Origin of the sequence: Rhizobium sp. P40RR-XXII, from assembly GCF_012641405.1 — a bacterium.
Taxonomy (GTDB): domain Bacteria; phylum Pseudomonadota; class Alphaproteobacteria; order Rhizobiales; family Rhizobiaceae; genus Rhizobium.
On the sequence record NZ_JABAII010000027.1, the window covers coordinates 42,265 to 59,805 of the forward strand.

The following is a 17,541-nucleotide window of genomic DNA, read 5'->3' on the forward strand; positions in this document are numbered from 1 at the left end:
GAAAAAATTATCAAGCATTCTATTCCGGCCTGTTAGGTTCTCGTCATGGGAGAAGTCATGCCAGACATATCGTTCAGTGAGCGCAACTCTGCGCAGCGTGTCGCCGAGCGGCTCGACAAGCACGCCGCGGGACCGCTGCAAGCCTTCATGGTTCCTTTCATAGAGCATCTGCACAAGCTCATTCGGGAGACCCGTCCGTCGCAAGCCGATTGGCGGCGGGCGATGGAATTCCTGACCGATGTGGGCCATGCCAGCGACGACCGCCGGCAGGAATGGGTTCTGCTCTCCGACCTGCTCGGTGTCACCGCGCTTGTCGAGGAAATAAACACGAACCGGCCGAAAGGCGCGACGCCCAATACGGTGCGCGGCCCCTTCTACCGGGCGGATGCGCCACGGCTTACGCTCGACGCCAATATTTCGCTCGACGGGATCGGCCCGACACTTGCCGTCAGCGGCCATGTGCAGGATCTCGACGGCAAGCCGATCGCCGGCGCCACGGTGGAGACGTGGCAGGCCAACAGCAAAGGCTTCTACGAGAACCAGCAGCCTGACCAGCAGCCGGAATTCAACCTCCGCGGCATCTTCACGACCGACAACCAGGGTTGTTTCCGCTACAAGACCGTTCGCCCGGGCGGCTATGCCGTGCCCGGCGACGGCCCAGTGGGCCAGATGCTGGGTGGGCTGGGATTTGCCATGCGCCGTCCGGCACATCTCCATTTCCTGATCAAGGCCGATGGCTTTGAGACGATCAGCACGCATGTCTATGACGGCAGCGATCCGCATCTTGGCCAGGACGCCCTGTTCGGCGTGAAGGACGAGCTCATCGGGGAATTCAAACCAACCGGGAAGGAGGATGCGACGGCGCTCGACTTCACCTTCACCATGGTCAGGGCGAAGAAGGGACGAGGAACGACATGAGCCTGTCTTTCTCCTATCAGGGCAGCGCGGCGCACATCGTCTTCGGCAACGGGACGAGTGGCGATGTTGGCAGATGGGTGGAGGCCCTGGAATGCCGCCGCGCGCTGGTGCTGTCCACACCGCACCAGGCATCCGATGCGCAAGCCATGTCGGCGCGGCTCGGACATCTCTCGGTCGGCACTTTCACCGAGGCGACCATGCATACGCCGGTTGACGTCACCCAGCGCGCCGTCGCGCGGGCGGCCGAGCTTGGCGCGGATTGCGTCGTCTCGCTCGGCGGCGGCTCGACGACCGGACTTGGTAAGGCCATGGCCTATCGCACCGATATCCAGCAGATCGTCGTGCCCACGACCTATGCCGGTTCCGAAGTCACGCCGATCCTCGGCCAGACGGAGAACGGCGCCAAGACAACGCTGCGCAGCCCAAAGGTTACGCCCGAAGTCGTGATCTATGATCCGCAACTCTCGTTCGGCCTGCCGGTCGGCATGAGCGTCACCAGCGGCCTGAATGCGATCGCGCATGCCGCCGAAGGGCTCTATGCGCCCGACCGCAATCCCATCACGACAATGATGAGCATCGATGGCATGCGCGCGCTGAAGGACGCATTGCCCGTCCTTATCGGCAGCCCGCGCGACGCCGCCGCTCGTGAAAAGGCGCTTTACGGCGCATGGCTCTGCGGCACCGTTCTCGGACAGATCTCGATGTCGCTCCATCACAAGATCTGTCACACGCTGGGCGGCACCTTCGACACGCCGCATGCCGAAACCCATTCCGTCATGCTGCCGCATACGATCGGTTTCAACGCGTCGGCCGTGCCGGATCTGATGATGCCGATCTCCGACATTTTCGGCGGCGCGACACCCGGACAGGCACTTTACGACTTTGCCAAATCCATCGGGGCGCCGATGGCGCTCATGGAATTCGGCCTCAGCGAGGCCGATCTCGACCGGGCGGCCGACATCGCAACCAAGAACCCCTATTCCAATCCGCGACCGATCGACCGGACGGCGATCCGCGCACTATTAAAGGACGCCTGGAGCGGAACACCACCGCCATATTGAGTTCTTTTGGGAGGAGGAATGAATATGATTACGAGACGTGACTTGCTGAAGTCCGCAGCCGCTACGGGCGCATTGGCGGTGACATCGGGCCTCGCCATGCCGGCAATCGCCCAGGGCACCCCGATTAAGCTCGGTTATGTCAGCCCGCAGACCGGCCCGCTCGCCGCTTTCGCCGAGGCCGACAAGTTCATCATCGACGGTTTCATGGCCGCCGCCAAGAAGGCTGGCCTGAATTACGAAGTCATGGTGAAAGACAGCCAATCCAATCCGAACCGCGCCGCCGAAGTCGCCAAGGAACTGATCGTCAGTGACGAGGTTAATCTCGTCCTCGTGGCATCGACGCCGGAGACAACCAACCCCGTAGCGACGACCTGCGAGGCGGAAGAGGTGCCCTGCATTTCGACGGCAGCCCCATGGCAACCCTGGTTCATCGGCCAACAAGCAAATCCGGGCGACCCGGGATCGTGGAAACCGTTCAACAGCGCCTTCCACTTCTTTTGGGGACTGGAGGACGTCATTGCGGTCTATACCAATATGTGGGGCCAGCTCGAGACCAACAGGAAGGTCGGTGGCCTGTTTCCAAACGACGGCGACGGCAATGCGTGGGGCGACAAGACCTTGGGCTTCCCGCCGGTTCTGGAGAAGCTCGGTTATACGCTCAAGGATCCGGGCCGATATCAGAACCTGACCGACGACTTTTCTGCTCAGATCAATGCGTTCAAGTCCGACGGCAGCGACGTCATCACCGGCGTGATGATCCCGCCCGATTTCACCACGTTCTGGAATCAGGCACAGCAACAGGGCTTCAAGCCCAAGGTCGCTTCCATCGGCAAGGCAATCCTGTTCCCGCAGGCGGTCGAGGCACTCGGCAAGAACGGGCACAACCTTTCCTGCGAAGTCTGGTGGTCGGCGAGCCATCCGTTCAAGTCTTCGCTGACCGGCCAGAGCGCCGGTGAACTCGCCGAAGGCTTCACCAAGGCCACGGGCCGGCCCTGGACCCAGCCAATCGGCTTCGTCCACGCACTGTTCGAGGTCGCCGTCGACGTGATGAAGCGTGCCGACCCGACCGACAGCAAAGCCGTCATCGCCGCCATCGCCGCCTCGAATATCGAGACGATCGTCGGCAAGGTGGCCTGGGACGGGCTCAATGTGCCACCCTTTGCCGCCAGGAATATCGCCAAGACACCGCTGGTCGGCGGTCAGTGGCGCCTCAAGGACGGCGGCGGCTATGACCTCGTCATCGTCGACAACCAGTCCGCGCCGAACATTCCGACCGGCGGCAAGATGGAGGCTATCGGCTGAGCCATGTCCATACTCGCCCTCGACCAGGTATCGAAAAGCTTCGGCGCCCTGAGGGTCGCCGACCAGATTTCGCTTGCGCTGGAAAAAGGCGAGGCGCTCGGCGTGATCGGACCGAACGGCGCCGGCAAGTCGACGCTGTTCAACCTCATCACCGGCAATATCCGCGTCGATGCCGGCACAATCCGGTTCGACGGCAATGACGTGACGCGACAGCCGACGATGGCGCGCTGCCTCGCCGGTATCGGCAGAACGTTCCAGATCCCACAGCCTTTCGAAAAGCTGACGGTGTTCGAGAACCTGCTGGTCGCCGGCGTCTTCGGATCGCACAAAACCGAACGAGAGGTCGGCGACCGCTGTGCCGACATCCTCGTCGAGACCGGGCTTTATTCCAAGGCGAACCAGTTGTCCGGAAGCCTTGGGCTCCTGCAGCGCAAGCGCCTCGAACTCGCCCGCGCACTCGCGACCGACCCGAAGATCCTTCTGCTTGACGAAATCGCCGGTGGATTGACGGAAGGAGAATGCCAGGAACTTATGGAAACGATCCGCGCCATTCATAGGCGCGGCGTTTCCATCATCTGGGTCGAGCATGTGTTGCATGCCCTCAATTCGGTCGTCAGCCGTCTCGTCGTCCTGCATTTCGGCCGGGTGATCGGCGACGGTGATCCCGACAGGATCATGGCCTCGAAGGACGTGCGCGAAATCTATCTCGGGATCGATGTCTAATGGCGCTGCTCGAGACACATGGCCTGACGGCCTTCTATGGTGACTTCCAAGCACTGTTCGGCGTCAATATCACCTTGAATGAAGGCGACACGGTCGCCGTGATCGGCGCCAATAGCGCAGGCAAGTCGACCCTGCTGCGATCGATCTCCGGCCTGATCCGCAACGTGCCCGAACATATCAGGTTCGACGGCCGGGAGATCGGCGCCCTGGCCGCTCCGGATATCCTGCAACTCGGCATCGCCATGGTGCCGGAAGGCCGTCGGCTCTTTCCTTCCCTCTCCGTCGAGGAGAACCTGCTGATCGGCAAATACGGCCGGGTCGGCAACGGTGCGTGGTCGCTCGACACCATCTACAATCTCTTTCCCGTGTTGGAGGAGCGCCGCCACCATCCCGGCACAGCGCTCTCGGGCGGACAGCAGCAGATGGTGGCGATCGGCCGCGCGCTGATGTCCAATCCGCGTGTGCTGCTCTGCGACGAGGTGAGCCTCGGCCTCGCCCCCGTGGTGATCAGGGATATCTACGCGGCGTTTCCCAAAATCCGCGCGACCGGCGCGTCGATCGTCATCATCGAACAGGACATCGGCCAGGCGCTGAAAGTGGCCGATCGGGTCTACTGTATGATGGAGGGACGGGTGACGCTGACGGGCACGCCGGCAACGCTGAGCCGGGAGGATATCCACGCCGCCTATTTCGGAGCACATGCGCGATGAACTGGCTCGACACGATCATTCAGGGCATATTGCTCGGCGGCCTTTACGCGCTCTTTGCGGCCGGTCTCAGCCTCGTCTTCGGCATCATGCGGCTGGTCAATCTCGCGCATGGCGATCTGATCGTGCTGGCCGCCTTTCTGGTCCTACTGCTGGTCTCGGCACTCGGGCTCAATCCCTTCATTGCCGCTATGGCCGCGCTGCCCGTGATGTTCGTACTCGGCTGGTCACTGCAGTTACTTGTGCTCAACCGGACGCTTGGCAACGACATACTTCCGCCCTTGCTCGTGACCTTCGGCCTTTCGGTCGTGATCCAGAACGGCCTGCTCGAGGGCTTCTCGGCCGACAGCCGCAGGATTTCGGTGGGCGCCCTGGAAACGGCATCGCTCAAGATCGGTCCTGTCAGCATCGGCACAATGCCGCTTCTCACCTTCCTGTCAGCGGTTGGCGTCATCGTCGCGCTCAACCTCGTCTTTTACCGCACCTCGCTCGGCCGGGCCTTTCGCGCCACCTCGGACGACAGCGCCACGGCGGGCCTGATGGGCATCCGCGCCGAGCGCATATTCGCCACCGCCACCGGCCTAGCCATGATGGTGGTGACGATCGCGGCTCTCTATCTCGGCACGCGCGCCAATTTCGATCCGACCATGGGGCCCGCGCGGCTGATCTATGCCTTCGAGGCCGTGATCATCGGCGGACTCGGCTCCTTCTGGGGGACGTTGGCCGGCGGCATCATCATCGGAGTGGCGCAGACCGTGGGCGCCGCGATCAATCCGGAATGGCAGATCCTTGCGGGCCATATCGCCTTCCTGCTGGTGCTGGTCGTCAGGCCGCGCGGTCTTTTCCCGCGGGCGGTGGATTGATATGAGCGATCACCTTTCCCCCTCCTGGACCGTCTCGAGCCACACGCGCGGTTCGTCCGCATTGATGCTGGTGATCCTAGCGTTGGTGGTGTTTGCCATCGCCGCGCCATTCTTCGTGTCGCGCTCGGTCGTCCAGGATCTGTTCTTTATCCTGACCATGCTGGTGCTGGCGCAGTGCTGGAACCTGCTCGCCGGCTATGCCGGGCTGGTCTCTGTCGGACAGCAGGCCTTTGTCGGCTTTGGCGCGTATGCGATGTTTGCCGGCGTCAGCCTGCTCGGAATGGATCCGATGGCGGCCGTCATGCTCGGCGGGCTCGCGGCGCTGGCGCTGTCTGTGCCCACGGCCTTTTTCGTCTTCCGCTTGCAGGGCGCCTATTTTGCCATCGGCACCTGGGTCATCGCCGAGATCGTGCGGCTGTCGCTCGCACAGTGGAAAGCGCTGGGTGGCGGAACGGGCACCTCGCTGCCGTCAGGCGCAACCCGTGACATGTTCGGCGTGCGCTTCGTCGCGGATCTGCTCGGCGTGCGCGGACCGCAGGCCACTGATATCGTCTGCTACTGGCTGGCTCTGCTTTTGACCGTCGTCACGATCGGTTCGATCTACAAGCTGCTGAGCTCAAAACAGGGCCTGGGTCTCGCCGCGGTGCGTGACAATAGCGAGGCCGCGCGCTCGGTCGGCGTGGATCCGCTCTGGACGAAGTCCGTCGTCTATCTGGTCGCGGCCATGGCGACAGGCCTTGCCGGCGCGCTGATTTATGTGCAGAAGGCGCGCATCTCCCCAGATGCCGCCTTCTCCGTTCCGGACTGGACGGCCTATGTGATTTTCATCGTGGTGATCGGCGGCATCGGCACGATCGAGGGGCCGATCATCGGCGTGATGGTGTTCTACATCCTGCAGAACCTGCTGGCCGACTACGGCTCCTGGTATCTGCTGATCCTCGGTCTGATCGGCATCCTGATCATGCTGTTTGCCCCGCGCGGCCTCTGGGGCCTGTTCACCGACCACAGCGGAATCCAGCTCTTTCCCGTCCGCCGCATCCTGGCGGGCCAGCCCAAAACCAAAGACATCAAAGGGAGTGACTGATGGCCGATATCGAAATCGACGTCCTCATCATTGGAACCGGCCCCGCAGGCTCGGCGACCGCGGCACTGCTTGCGACTTACGGCGTCGAGAACATGGCGATCAACCGTTATCGCTGGCTGGCCAATACGCCGCGCGCCCACATCACCAACCAGCGAACCATGGAAGTGCTGCGCGATCTCGGCCAGGAGGTCGAGGGGGAGGCTTACCTTCATTGCAGTCCGCAGGAGATCATGGGCGAGAACGTATTCTGCACATCGCTTGCCGGCGAGGAACTCGGCCGTCTCAAGACCTGGGGCACCCATCCGAAATCCAAGGCCGAGCATCTGCTCTCCTCGCCCACCGAAATGAACGACCTTCCGCAGACCTTCATGGAGCCGCTGCTGTTCAAGACGGCTTGCGCGCGGGGGACGCAGGCGCGGATGTCCACGGAGTATGTGAGCCATGTGCAGGATGCGGAGGGCGTGACGACCACCTGCCGGGACCGCCTGACCGGCAAGGACCTTACTATCCGCTCGAAGTACCTGGTCGGCGCTGACGGCGGCAATTCGCTGGTGGCGCAGCATCTCGGCCTGCCTTTTGAAGGCAAGATGGGCGTGGCCGGTTCGATGAACATCCTGTTCAAGGCCGACCTCACCCGCTACGTCGCCCACCGCCCCTCAGTTCTCTACTGGGTGCTGCAGCCCGGCTCGAATGTCGGCGGTATCGGCATGGGCCTGGTGCGCATGATCCGGCCATGGAACGAATGGTTGATCAACTGGGGCTATGACATCAGCCAGGGCGCGCCGGAAGTCGACAGTGCTTTTGCCGAGAGCGTGGCCCGCGGCCTGATCGGCGATCCCGACATCGACATCGACATCACCTCGGTCTCCACCTGGACGGTCAATAACTGCTACGCCACGCGCGCCCAAAAGGGCCGGGTCTTCTGCATGGGCGATGCGATCCACCGCCATCCGCCGTCGAACGGGCTTGGTTCCAACACCTCGATCCAGGACGGCTTCAACCTCGCCTGGAAGCTCGCCATGGTCATCAAGGGCCAGGCCGGTGCCGGCCTGCTTGAAACCTACACCGAGGAGCGCGCGCCGATCGCCAAGCAGATCGTTACACGCGCCAACCAGTCGATCGAGGAATTCGGCCCGATCTTCGGCGCGCTCGGCCTGCTCGATTCCATCGATCCGGTGAAGATGCAGGAGAACATGGATCGCCGCTGCGATGACAGCGCGGCCGCCGAGAACCAGCGCGTTGCGCTGCGCGAGGCGATCGCGTTCAAGGTCTATGAATTCGACGCCCATGGCGTGGAGATGAACCACCGCTACAAATCCTCGGCGGTCGCGACCGACGGTCAGACCGAGCCGCTATTCACCCGCAATCAGGAACTGCATTTCGAGCAGACGACCTGGCCCGGCGCGCGCCTGCCGCATGCCTGGCTGTTCGGCGAGGGCAGCCGGAAAGCCTCCACGCTCGATCTCTGCGGTCGCGGCAAGTTCACGCTTCTGACCGGTATCGGCGGCCGGGCCTGGGTCGATGCGGCCGAGGTCCTGTCGGCGGAACTCGGCCTGCCGCTCGCAACCCATATCATCGGGCCACGACAGACATGGCAGGATCACTACGGCGACTGGGCGCGTGCCCGCGAGGTGGGCGACGCCGGCGCCGTTCTGGTGCGGCCCGACCACCACGTCGCATGGCGCTCCGAAGGGCTTGCGGCTGACCCCGCAGCCGAATTGCGCCGCGTTCTGACAACAATTCTGGATCGGTGAGGCGATGATGGAAGCGCATGAGAAGGGCTATTTTACCGAGGAGAACTCCGTCGAGGTCGTTACCGGCCGCAATGCCGGGGCCAAGGACGAGCGCTTGAGGGAGGTGATGAACGTCATTACCCGCAAGCTGCATGAGGCGGTGAAGGAACTGGAGCCGACGCAGGAAGAATGGATGCAGGCCATCCTCTTCCTCACCCGCACCGGCCAGATGTGCAACGAGTGGCGGCAGGAATTCATCCTGCTGTCAGACGTGCTCGGCGTCTCGATGCTGGTCGATGCGATCAACAACCGCAAGCCCTCGGGCGCGTCCGAAAGCACGGTGCTCGGCCCGTTCCACGTTGCCGACGCTCCGGAACTGCCGATGGGCGCCAATATCTGCCTCGACAGCAGGGGCGAGGACATGGTCATCGAGGGTCGTATCCTCGACACCGAGGGCAAGCCGATCGCCAATGCCGTCATCGATGTCTGGCAGGCCAATGACGAAGGCTTCTATGACGTGCAACAGAAGGGCATCCAGCCCGACTTCAATCTGCGCGGTATCTTCCGGACCGGTCCGGATGGACATTATTGGTTCCGCGCCGTGAAACCGAAATACTACCCGATCCCGGATGACGGCCCTGTCGGGCAGTTGCTCGGCGATCTCGGCCGCCACCCATACCGCCCGGCGCATCTGCATTACATCATCAGCGCCGACGGTTTCGAGGGGCTGACGACGCACATCTTCGATCCCGACGATCCCTATATCCACTCGGACGCGGTTTTCGGGGTCAAGGAAAGCCTGCTTGCGAAATTCAACCGAGTGAATGATCCGGCGCGCGCGAAAAGCTACGAATTCGCTGGCGATTTCTGGGAAGTGACGCACGACTTCGTGCTGGCGAGAAGCCGCGCCTGACGCAATGATGACGGGAGAGGATGTGCGCCGCATCCTCTCCCGCGCATTTTCAGCACCGTATCAGTCGGCGGATGAGATACGCTCGCGCTCGCCCATGAACGGCCCCTGCACCCACTGGATCGTCTTTTCGTGTTTCTCGACCTCGCGCCGGAGTTCAGCGAATTCCCGGCGCATATGGCCGAGAAATTTGCGGCCGGCCGGGTTCGAATAGGGCTTCTTGCGCGTCATGACGCCGAGCACGCGCTCGGGCTGCGGAATATCGAGCGGAATGATGCTGATCTTGTTCTCGCCGCGGAAGGCGTGAACGACGGAATGCGGCAGGATGGCGAGTGCATCGGTACCCGCGAGGTAGTTGACGACGCTCAGCAGCGACCCGCCGGCATAACGTAGCGACACCTCCGTCAGCCCCAGCGTCAGCAGGATGTTGTGCAAGTCGAGCACCAGCGGAGAGCCTGGCAGCGGCGCGATCCAGGGATAATTGACGATGTCTTCGGTCGCGAGATTACGCTTGCGGACCAACGGATGGCCAGCCCCGCAGGTCAGCACGTTGCGCGCCGTCAGGATCGGCTCGAAATGCAAGTCAGCGCGCAGATCCACCGATCCGGTCGGGGTCACCGCGAGGTCGATCTGACCGGAATCCAGTTCGGCGACGAGGTCGGGATAGTAGCCATAGGACTGGTGCACCATGATGCCCGGCTCGCCGCGCTGGAACGAGGCGATCATCGGCGACACGACCGCATCCATGAAGAAGGGCACACCGCCGATGCGTACCCGTCCCGACGAGCCGGACTTGAAGCTGCGGATGATCTCCATCGCCTTGCGCGACGATGCCAGGATGGCCTTGCCCTGCTGGCCGAGCTGCTCGCCGAGTGGCGTCGGCTGCATCGGCCGTCGGCCGGAAACAAAGAGCGGTTCACCGATGCGCTTTTCCAGGATCGAGAGGGTGCGCGACACCGCCGATTGCGTCATGCCGAGCATGGCGGCCGCTTCAGTGACACCGCCGGTCTCGATCACGGCGGCGAGCTGGACAAGGTGCGCTTCGATGATCTTCATAGCAAACTGCTATAGCCTGCATGAATAATGTCAATCAACAGCAGAATGGATCAGCTATAGTCGGGACAATCACGCGATACCTGCGACACGCAAGCAGCGCCGTGGTTCCGGATGACAACGGCGGAGGAACCGTATCCGGAATTGGCAACGTCTTTGGAGGAGGACAAAATGGCCCTTGTCAGCGGCTACCATCATCTAACGCTCTGCACCGACGGTGTGCAGGAGGATTACGACTTCTACACCAAGGTGCTCGGGCTTTATTCGGTCAAGCGCACGGTTCTGTTCGACGGCACGATCCCCGTCTATCACCTCTACTATGGCTCGCGGACCGGCGAGGCCTCGACCATCATCACCACCTTCCCCTTCCGCAAGCCGGCCGTCTTCGGTAGGCGTGGCACCAACCAGTCGAAGATCATCCAGCAGGCCATCCCGGTCGGTTCGGCCGACTACTGGGTCGACCGGCTGAACGCCAAAGGCGTCGAGGCAGCCAAAATTTCGCGCTTCGGCATCAGCCGCGTCGCTTTCAAGCATCCGTGCGGCATTCCGCATGAGCTGGTCGAAAGCCCGGCCGACAACCGTCCGTCGATCATCAACGAAGCGCAGGGCGTGAACGCCGCGCACGGCATCAAGGGCATCTATGGCGCGGCCATCGCTGTCTTCGACCGCACGGCGATGGACGACTTCCTCTGTGTCGGCATGTCAATGAAGAAGGAAGCCGACAGCGACGAAGGCCTGATGTTCTCCGTGCCGAATGCCAGCGGGCCTAGCAGCATCGTCGAGGTCCTGGTCGAATCCACTGGCCCGCAGGGCACCTGGACGTTGGCCGGCGGCACGATCCATCACCTCGCCCTCAACACGGGCAACGAGGAAAACCAGCTCAAGCTCAAGGCGCATATCGAGGGCCTCGGCTTCACCGACGTCTCGGATCAGAAGGACCGCAACTATTTCAAGTCCTGCTATGTCCGTTCGCCCGGCGGGGCGTTGTTCGAGATCGCCTGGTCGGTTGAAGGCGGTTGGGCTCTCGACGAACCGGCTGATCAGATCGGCACGACGCTGGTCTTCCCGCCGTGGTTCGAAGATCGCCGGCAGGAACTGATCGCAGGTCTCGAACCCGCAACATTCTGAGCCCGGCGCCATGTCAAACCACGACATACCGCTCCTCCTCGGCGCAAGCCCCGAGGAGGCCCTGGTGCATTGCATCTTCATTCACGGGCGTACCCAGTCGCCAGAGGACATGCAGGAGCAGGTGATTTCAAAGCTCAAAGTGTCCGGCGTCGCCTTCGTGTTGCCGCGGGCACGGGGTAACAGCTGGTATGACGCGCGCGCGACCGACGTGCTGACGGATCGAACCCGGCAACAGCTCGAGCAGGCGATCGCTCATGTCAGGCAAGTGATCGGCGACCTTCCCGGCGCGACCGATCACCCGAAGCCGCTCGTCATCGGCGGCTTCAGCCAAGGCGCCTGCCTGGCGGTCGAGTATGCGATGCGGCACGGTCCGTGGAACGGCGCTCTGGCAAGCCTGACCGGTTGCCGCGTCGGAACGCCGGCTTGCGACCGGCCTTTCGCCGATCTCGATCGGTTGCCGGTCTACCTGACCGGTTCCGACAAGGACCCGTGGATACCCGTCGATGCCTTCGCCCAGACGGCTGCGGCCCTCGCCCGAGCTCGGGCGCGGCTTCATTGCGACATTCTGCCGGACAGGTCGCATGAGGTCTCCGCCACCGAAATAGCGCAGCTTGAGAGGGTCCTGTGCGGGCTTTCGAACCGGAGCTGGTGGTAGTGCACGCAAACCAGGCTCTGACTTGCGGCCGGGCGGGTCGTCAACGGATCACACCTGCTCCATGCCTCAATGATGTTAGTCCTTCCATCGTCTGGCGAAGGCTGACCTCGGGCTCCTTGGCTAACCGGAGAGCCAATCTGACAACATCTACGCAGGCGAGTTTTCGCGCCTGCGATTGAGGCGCTACCCGACAAGGCTTACTGACCCAGCCACCGGTATTCGGCAATGGACGCCTTGCCGGATTTCTTGTCGTACAAGCAAATCAGATTGACCATCTTCTTCGACTTGCCGCTCTTCTCACGAAGAAGGATCGCAATCTTGCCCGTGGCGTCGTCGAAAACAACAGGGGCGCTCGCTTCCGGAGAAACCATCCGTGACTGACCGATGCAGGTACCGTTGGCCTTTGCGAAGAGCGCGTTCCAAGCGGCGTCGCTCGAAGCACTGGCGAGCTGGGTCAGGGATAGCAGACCCGCTGCGGCGGCAAAGGTGAATTTCAGCATCGATTTTCCTCGTGTACATTTCGAATCGCGCCGGACATCGGCCGCCCGTCATTTGCCGTAAACGATGGCGGTATCAGGGCTGGTGGGGAAACTATCGCGTATCTGAAACACGCGGTAGGTTGGAACTCCTTACAATATCTGCGACCGGCGCAACACCGCGCTTTCCGACGATGGTGTTGCGATCGGAAAATCTCTCTTGCGGAGCCATCAGCTTAGCTCCTTGACCGGTCTAAATGCCAGAAAACCGGGGAAGCGGACCGCTGCATCAGCGGTCCGCTGCCGCAGCATTCATCATTCTTTCACGGCACCGGTCATGGACGAAACGTAGTAGTCGACGAAGAAAGAGTAGAGGATGACGACCGGCAATGAACCGAATAGAGCGCCGGCCATGAGCGAACCCCACTCGAAGACGTCGCCGCGCACCAACTCCGTCAGAACACCGACCGGGATGGTTTTGTTTTCCGACGATTGAATGAACGTGAGCGCGTAGATGAACTCGTTCCAGGAAAGCGTAAACGCGAAGATGCCGGCCGAGATCAGCCCCGGCACCGCCAGCGGGAGGATAATTTTGACAAGGATCTGCCAACGGCTGGCACCGTCGACCAGCGCGCTTTCTTCCAGTTCGAAGGGTATCGACCTGAAATAGCCCATCAACAGCCAGGTGCAGAACGGGATAAGGAACGTTGGGTAAGTGAAGATGAGAGCCAGCCTGGAATCGTAGATCCCGAGCTTGAAGACAATGAAGGCCAACGGAATGAAAAGGATCGAAGGCGGGACGAGGTAAGCCAGGAAGATCAGCAAGCCGATCGATCGCGAGCCGGTAAAGCGCACACGCTCGATTGCATAGGCGCCAAAGATTGAGGCCAGCAACGACAGCGCAGTCGATCCCACCGCCACCAGTATCGTGTTCCAGAGCCAGCCTGGATACGACGTTTCGAAGAATAGGTACTTGATGTGATCGAGTGTCGGCTCGACCACCCAGAAGGGGCTGTAGTTATTGTAGTCGGTCAACTGTGCGTTCGGCTTGATGGCCGTTATCGCCATCCAATAGAAGGGAAACAGAAGCACGAAGACGAAGACCGCCATCGGCAAATAAAGCATGACGATGCGCCGAGGCAGGCGGTTGAGATAGCCCATGCCTTCGACATTATCGGTGAGTACCGGATTGGCGGTGTTGGCTTTGGTGTTCATGAGGTTCTCCCGATCTCAGTCCTGTCCGCCTTGCTGCCATTTGCGGCGCTGCAGACCGAAGAAGCTGAACATGATGGCGGCAAGCAGGAAGGGGATCATTGCAACCGCGATTGCCGCCCCTTCGCCGAGCTGCCCTCCAGGGATACCGCGCTGAAAGGAAAGCGTCGCCATCAGATGCGTCGCGTTGACCGGTCCGCCCTTGGTCAGCACATAGATCAACTGGAAATCCGTGAACGTGAACAGCACGGAGAACGTCATCACCACGGCGATGATCGGGGTCAACATCGGCAACGTTACATATCGGAAACGCTGCCAACTCGTGGCGCCATCAAGGGATGCCGCTTCTTGCAGCGAAGCGGGAATGGTCTGCAGACCGGCAAGCAGGGAAATCGCCACGAAGGGAATGCCGCGCCAGACATTGGCGATGATCACCGAGATCCGCGCATTGGTCGGATCGCCGAGGAAATTGATCGGGCCATGGATCAGGCCAATTTTCATCAGGGACCATGAGATGATGGAAAACTGGGAATCATAAATCCACCAGAATGCCAATCCCGACAGCACCGTCGGAACGACCCAGGGGAGAAGCACGATCGCCCGGAAGAACGACTTGAACGGCAAATGCTGATTGAGAAGCAGCGCCAGCCAGAGGCCGAGCACGAATTTCAGGACGGAGGCAACGAAGGTGTAGAGCAACGTATTGAAGACCGTCAGCCAGAAAACCGAGTCATGGGCCAGGAATTGATAATTCTCCAATCCGATGAAACTCCCGGCACGCCCGATCCGCGTGTCCGTGAAGCCGAGCCAGACGCCGAGCCCCAGCGGATAGGTGAGAAAACAAACCAGAAAGATGGCCGCCGGCAACATGAAGAGGAAGCCGAGCATATTGTTGTTCTGCATGAGCGATCTGATCGGGCCGCGCGTCGTATCGCCGGATGTCACGGTCGACATGGCATTATCTCCTGATGGACAGTCGCAGCATGCCGGCGCCGGCATGCTGCAGATCTTCGCGGGGGATCAAACCTTGTAGTAACGGTTTGCGCGGCGCTCAGCCTCTTTCATCGCATCCTCCGGCGTCATCTGCCCGGTCACGGCGGCGGCGAACATGTCGACGAGCACGTAATCGGCCATCACGCCGGCCGAAGCATAGCCGAGAGGACCGGCATAGCCGTTCGGGCGCAGCGTTTCCGAGGCGCGGGCATAGGGTGCGTGGACCGGATCGGCGGTCCAGACCGGGTTGTTGGCAAAGGCCTTCAGGGGCTGGCAGCAATAGGCGCTCGATCCTTGAATCCAGGCGTTCATCTGGTCGCCTTCCATCATGAACTTGATATAGGCCTTGGCCGCTTCCGGATATTTGGTATGGCTGAAAAGAACCAGCGAGCTCGTCTGGTGCAGCTCGACGCTTTTGCCGACGGGGCCGACCGGGAAGTTCGTGGTTCTGATGTCGGCGGCGATCTCGGCGAGCTTCGGATCCTTCTTCGCCGCATAATAGACCGATACGCCGTTTGCGATCAGCGATACCTGCCCGGCAAGGAAGGCGCGGTTGTTGTTGATGTCCTGCCAGCTTTCCGTTCCGGGGATGAAGGTCGCATAAAGATCCATCGCATAGTGGATGGCCGCCAGCGTTTCCGGGCTGTTGATGGTCACCTTGCCGCCTTCGTCCACCATCTTGCCGCCATGGCTCCAAAGCAGCCAATGGGCGTAATTGTTGCCGTCGCCGACCGCCTTGCCATGCGGGAAGCCGGCGGGCGTGCCTTTCGCCTTCATGGCCTTGCAAAGCTCAAGGAATCCCGCGGTATCCTTGGGGAATTCGCTGAAGCCGGCAGCCTTTACATGGCTGTCGCGATATACGACGGCATTGCCGATCGCCGTCAGCGGCATGGCGATGAACTTGTCGCCCCGAGTTGCGTAACCGCGCACGCCGTCATACCAGCCGCCGTATTTGTTGCCGAGGTAGTTGCCGAGCTCCGTCAGGTCGACGAGTTTGTCGGGATACTGGTGAGCATCGTCGAACCAGCACATCACCATGTCGGGACCGGAACCGACGTTGGCGGCGACGGCGGCCTTCGGTCGGATGTCTTCCCAGCTTTCCTTGTCGACACGAACCTCGACGCCCGTCGCCTGCGTGAACTTCTTGGTATTGGCAAGCCAGGCATCCTCGTCTCCCTTGACGAACGGCGTCCAACGAAGAAGCCTGAGACTTGCGCCCTTTTCGGGCGTATAGCCGGGTTCGGCTTGGGCAAAAGATGGGCGTATGCCGAGCGGTGCGAGGCCAGCAATGCCGGCCGCAGCCGCGGATGCGGCGAGAAAGTCACGTCTCTTGAATGTCATGATACTCCTCCTTTGAAAACGGGAGCAAATCCCCCCGGCGCCCACCTTCCCGTGTGGTGGACGACGACCATCGCATCCGACCCTGCCGGATAGTCCCGTATCGACGGGTGAGCAGGAAAACTCCTCTTTTTCCTGCTTCCCGCCGAAGCGGTATCACATTGTCAATCTCTGACCGCTTTCGGCGTCGAAGAGATGGACATGCGGCGCATCGATGGAAATGCGCAGCGTATCGCCGGGTCGGGCATTGATCCGTTCCCGGAAGATGCAGTTGACTTCGCTGCCGCCAAACCTGACGGCCATTTGCGTTTCATAGCCGGTCGGCTCGATCACGATGACTTCCGCCGGCAGACCATTGTCGTCGGGCGTAATGTATTCCGGCCGCAGCCCATAGATGAGGTCGCGACCCCTGGCGCCAGCCGGTGGATTTGCGATGGGCAGGACGGTTCCGTCCGACGCGATGAAACGGCCATCGCTCTCCGTATCGAGGCGGCCTTTGATCATGTTCATCGCCGGCGAGCCGATGAAGCCCGCGACGAAAAGATTGGAGGGCTTGTCGTAGAGATCCAGCGGCTTTCCCACCTGCTCGACGACGCCGTCATGCATGACGACGATCTTGTCGGCCATCGTCATGGCCTCGATCTGATCATGCGTGACGTAGACGGTCGTGGTGCCGAGACGTTGATGAAGCTCCTTGATCTCCGCGCGCATGGCGACCCGGAGCTTGGCATCAAGGTTGGAAAGCGGTTCGTCGAAGAGGAAGACCTGCGGATCGCGCACGATCGCCCGGCCCATGGCGACACGCTGGCGCTGGCCGCCGGAAAGCTGGCGGGGATAGCGATCGAGCAGCTTGGTGAGGCCCAGGATGTCCGCGGCCTTTTTGACGCGCTGATCCATGTCGGCTTTCGGGGAGCGTTTAAGCATCAGCGAGAAAGCCATGTTCTGTGCCACCGACATGTGCGGATAAAGCGCATAATTCTGAAACACCATGGCTATGTCGCGGTCGCCGGGCGCCACTCCATTAACGACGCGCTTGCCGATACGGATCTCGCCGGCGGAAATGTTCTCGAGCCCGGCAAGCATTCTCAGCAGCGTGGATTTTCCGCATCCGGACGGCCCGACCAGAATCACGAATTCCCCGTCCGCAATCTCGATGTTCACCCCTTTGATAACCGGGAACGCCCCGAATGATTTCCTGACATCGACAAACTCGACACCTGCCATAAAAGTCCCTCCCAGAACCTTTCACTTCCTTGACTTGCGGTCATCCCTCGTCCGAGGCACTAACCGCTCGGAATGCAGCGACCGATGCCGCGGCCCCCGCCAGTGACGGGCGCGATCCGGGTTCGTTGTGCGGCTTCGGGTTGCTCCATCTCAGTTCTTGT

At 61.5% G+C, this 17,541-nt stretch carries 17 protein-coding genes; 11 read left to right on the forward strand and 6 right to left on the reverse strand.

Translation table 11 applies throughout. The annotated features are described in order from the left end of the window. Positions 1 to 57: 57 nt before the first annotated feature. The 9 genes from HGP16_RS31535 to HGP16_RS31575 are packed head-to-tail and all read left to right on the forward strand — an operon-like array spanning position 58 to position 9,304. On the forward strand, positions 58 to 918 hold the full coding sequence (locus tag HGP16_RS31535; RefSeq protein WP_168843870.1) for a dioxygenase: 861 nt from the start codon (positions 58 to 60) through the stop codon (positions 916 to 918). After that, the gene (locus HGP16_RS31540) at positions 915 to 1,979 is read left to right on the forward strand and encodes a maleylacetate reductase (RefSeq protein WP_168843871.1); all 1,065 of its coding nucleotides are present in this window, start codon (positions 915 to 917) and stop codon (positions 1,977 to 1,979) included. The genes HGP16_RS31535 and HGP16_RS31540 overlap by 4 nt, the downstream gene beginning before the upstream one ends. 24 nt (positions 1,980 to 2,003) lie before the next feature. Next, entirely contained in the window at positions 2,004 to 3,281 is a 1,278-nt protein-coding gene (locus HGP16_RS31545; RefSeq protein WP_168843872.1) for an ABC transporter substrate-binding protein, read from the forward strand. A 3-nt stretch (positions 3,282 to 3,284) separates the two neighbouring features. After that, positions 3,285 to 4,004 (forward strand): ABC transporter ATP-binding protein, encoded by a 720-nt coding sequence (locus HGP16_RS31550; RefSeq protein WP_168843873.1) that lies wholly within the window; start codon positions 3,285 to 3,287, stop codon positions 4,002 to 4,004. Beyond that, positions 4,004 to 4,714, forward strand: a complete 711-nt coding sequence (locus tag HGP16_RS31555) for an ABC transporter ATP-binding protein (RefSeq protein ID WP_168843874.1) — start codon at positions 4,004 to 4,006, stop codon at positions 4,712 to 4,714. The genes HGP16_RS31550 and HGP16_RS31555 overlap by 1 nt, the downstream gene beginning before the upstream one ends. Next, positions 4,711 to 5,574 carry a branched-chain amino acid ABC transporter permease gene (locus tag HGP16_RS31560; RefSeq protein WP_168843875.1) on the forward strand — a complete coding sequence of 288 codons (864 nt, stop codon included), beginning with the start codon at positions 4,711 to 4,713 and terminating at the stop codon, positions 5,572 to 5,574. The genes HGP16_RS31555 and HGP16_RS31560 overlap by 4 nt, the downstream gene beginning before the upstream one ends. 1 nt (position 5,575) lies before the next feature. Continuing rightward, positions 5,576 to 6,658, forward strand: coding sequence for a branched-chain amino acid ABC transporter permease (locus HGP16_RS31565; RefSeq protein ID WP_168843876.1), 1,083 nt, complete (start codon positions 5,576 to 5,578; stop codon positions 6,656 to 6,658). Then, positions 6,658 to 8,412 carry an FAD-dependent monooxygenase gene (locus HGP16_RS31570; protein WP_168843877.1) on the forward strand — a complete coding sequence of 585 codons (1,755 nt, stop codon included), beginning with the start codon at positions 6,658 to 6,660 and terminating at the stop codon, positions 8,410 to 8,412. The genes HGP16_RS31565 and HGP16_RS31570 overlap by 1 nt, the downstream gene beginning before the upstream one ends. 7 nt (positions 8,413 to 8,419) lie before the next feature. Beyond that, positions 8,420 to 9,304: an intradiol ring-cleavage dioxygenase gene (locus HGP16_RS31575; RefSeq protein ID WP_168843901.1), complete on the forward strand. Its 885-nt coding sequence runs from the start codon at positions 8,420 to 8,422 to the stop codon at positions 9,302 to 9,304. 60 nt (positions 9,305 to 9,364) lie between these two features. On the opposite strand, the gene HGP16_RS31580 is transcribed toward HGP16_RS31575, so the two are convergent. Further along, positions 9,365 to 10,357 carry a LysR family transcriptional regulator gene (locus HGP16_RS31580; protein WP_168843878.1) on the reverse strand — a complete coding sequence of 331 codons (993 nt, stop codon included), beginning with the start codon at positions 10,355 to 10,357 and terminating at the stop codon, positions 9,365 to 9,367. 168 nt (positions 10,358 to 10,525) lie between these two features. Between HGP16_RS31580 and HGP16_RS31585 the strand changes: the two genes are divergently transcribed. Both HGP16_RS31585 and HGP16_RS31590 read left to right on the forward strand, forming a co-directional pair. Then, a complete protein-coding gene (locus HGP16_RS31585; protein ID WP_168843879.1) occupies positions 10,526 to 11,482 on the forward strand; it encodes a VOC family protein in 957 nt (318 codons plus the stop codon). A gap of 10 nt (positions 11,483 to 11,492) precedes the next feature. After that, positions 11,493 to 12,137: an alpha/beta hydrolase gene (locus HGP16_RS31590; RefSeq protein ID WP_168843880.1), complete on the forward strand. Its 645-nt coding sequence runs from the start codon at positions 11,493 to 11,495 to the stop codon at positions 12,135 to 12,137. A gap of 197 nt (positions 12,138 to 12,334) precedes the next feature. Here HGP16_RS31590 and HGP16_RS31595 read toward each other — a convergent pair whose 3' ends face one another. From HGP16_RS31595 to HGP16_RS31615, 5 genes are all read right to left on the reverse strand, one after another. Then, positions 12,335 to 12,637: a hypothetical protein gene (locus HGP16_RS31595; RefSeq protein WP_168843881.1), complete on the reverse strand. Its 303-nt coding sequence runs from the start codon at positions 12,635 to 12,637 to the stop codon at positions 12,335 to 12,337. A gap of 291 nt (positions 12,638 to 12,928) precedes the next feature. Further along, positions 12,929 to 13,828 (reverse strand): carbohydrate ABC transporter permease, encoded by a 900-nt coding sequence (locus HGP16_RS31600; RefSeq protein ID WP_168843882.1) that lies wholly within the window; start codon positions 13,826 to 13,828, stop codon positions 12,929 to 12,931. A 15-nt stretch (positions 13,829 to 13,843) separates the two neighbouring features. Then, a complete protein-coding gene (locus tag HGP16_RS31605) occupies positions 13,844 to 14,779 on the reverse strand; it encodes a carbohydrate ABC transporter permease (RefSeq protein ID WP_168843883.1) in 936 nt (311 codons plus the stop codon). Between the two features lie 66 nt (positions 14,780 to 14,845). Next, a complete protein-coding gene (locus tag HGP16_RS31610; RefSeq protein ID WP_168843884.1) occupies positions 14,846 to 16,159 on the reverse strand; it encodes an ABC transporter substrate-binding protein in 1,314 nt (437 codons plus the stop codon). A gap of 153 nt (positions 16,160 to 16,312) precedes the next feature. Further along, positions 16,313 to 17,380 carry an ABC transporter ATP-binding protein gene (locus HGP16_RS31615; RefSeq protein WP_168843885.1) on the reverse strand — a complete coding sequence of 356 codons (1,068 nt, stop codon included), beginning with the start codon at positions 17,378 to 17,380 and terminating at the stop codon, positions 16,313 to 16,315. Positions 17,381 to 17,541 lie beyond the last annotated feature (161 nt).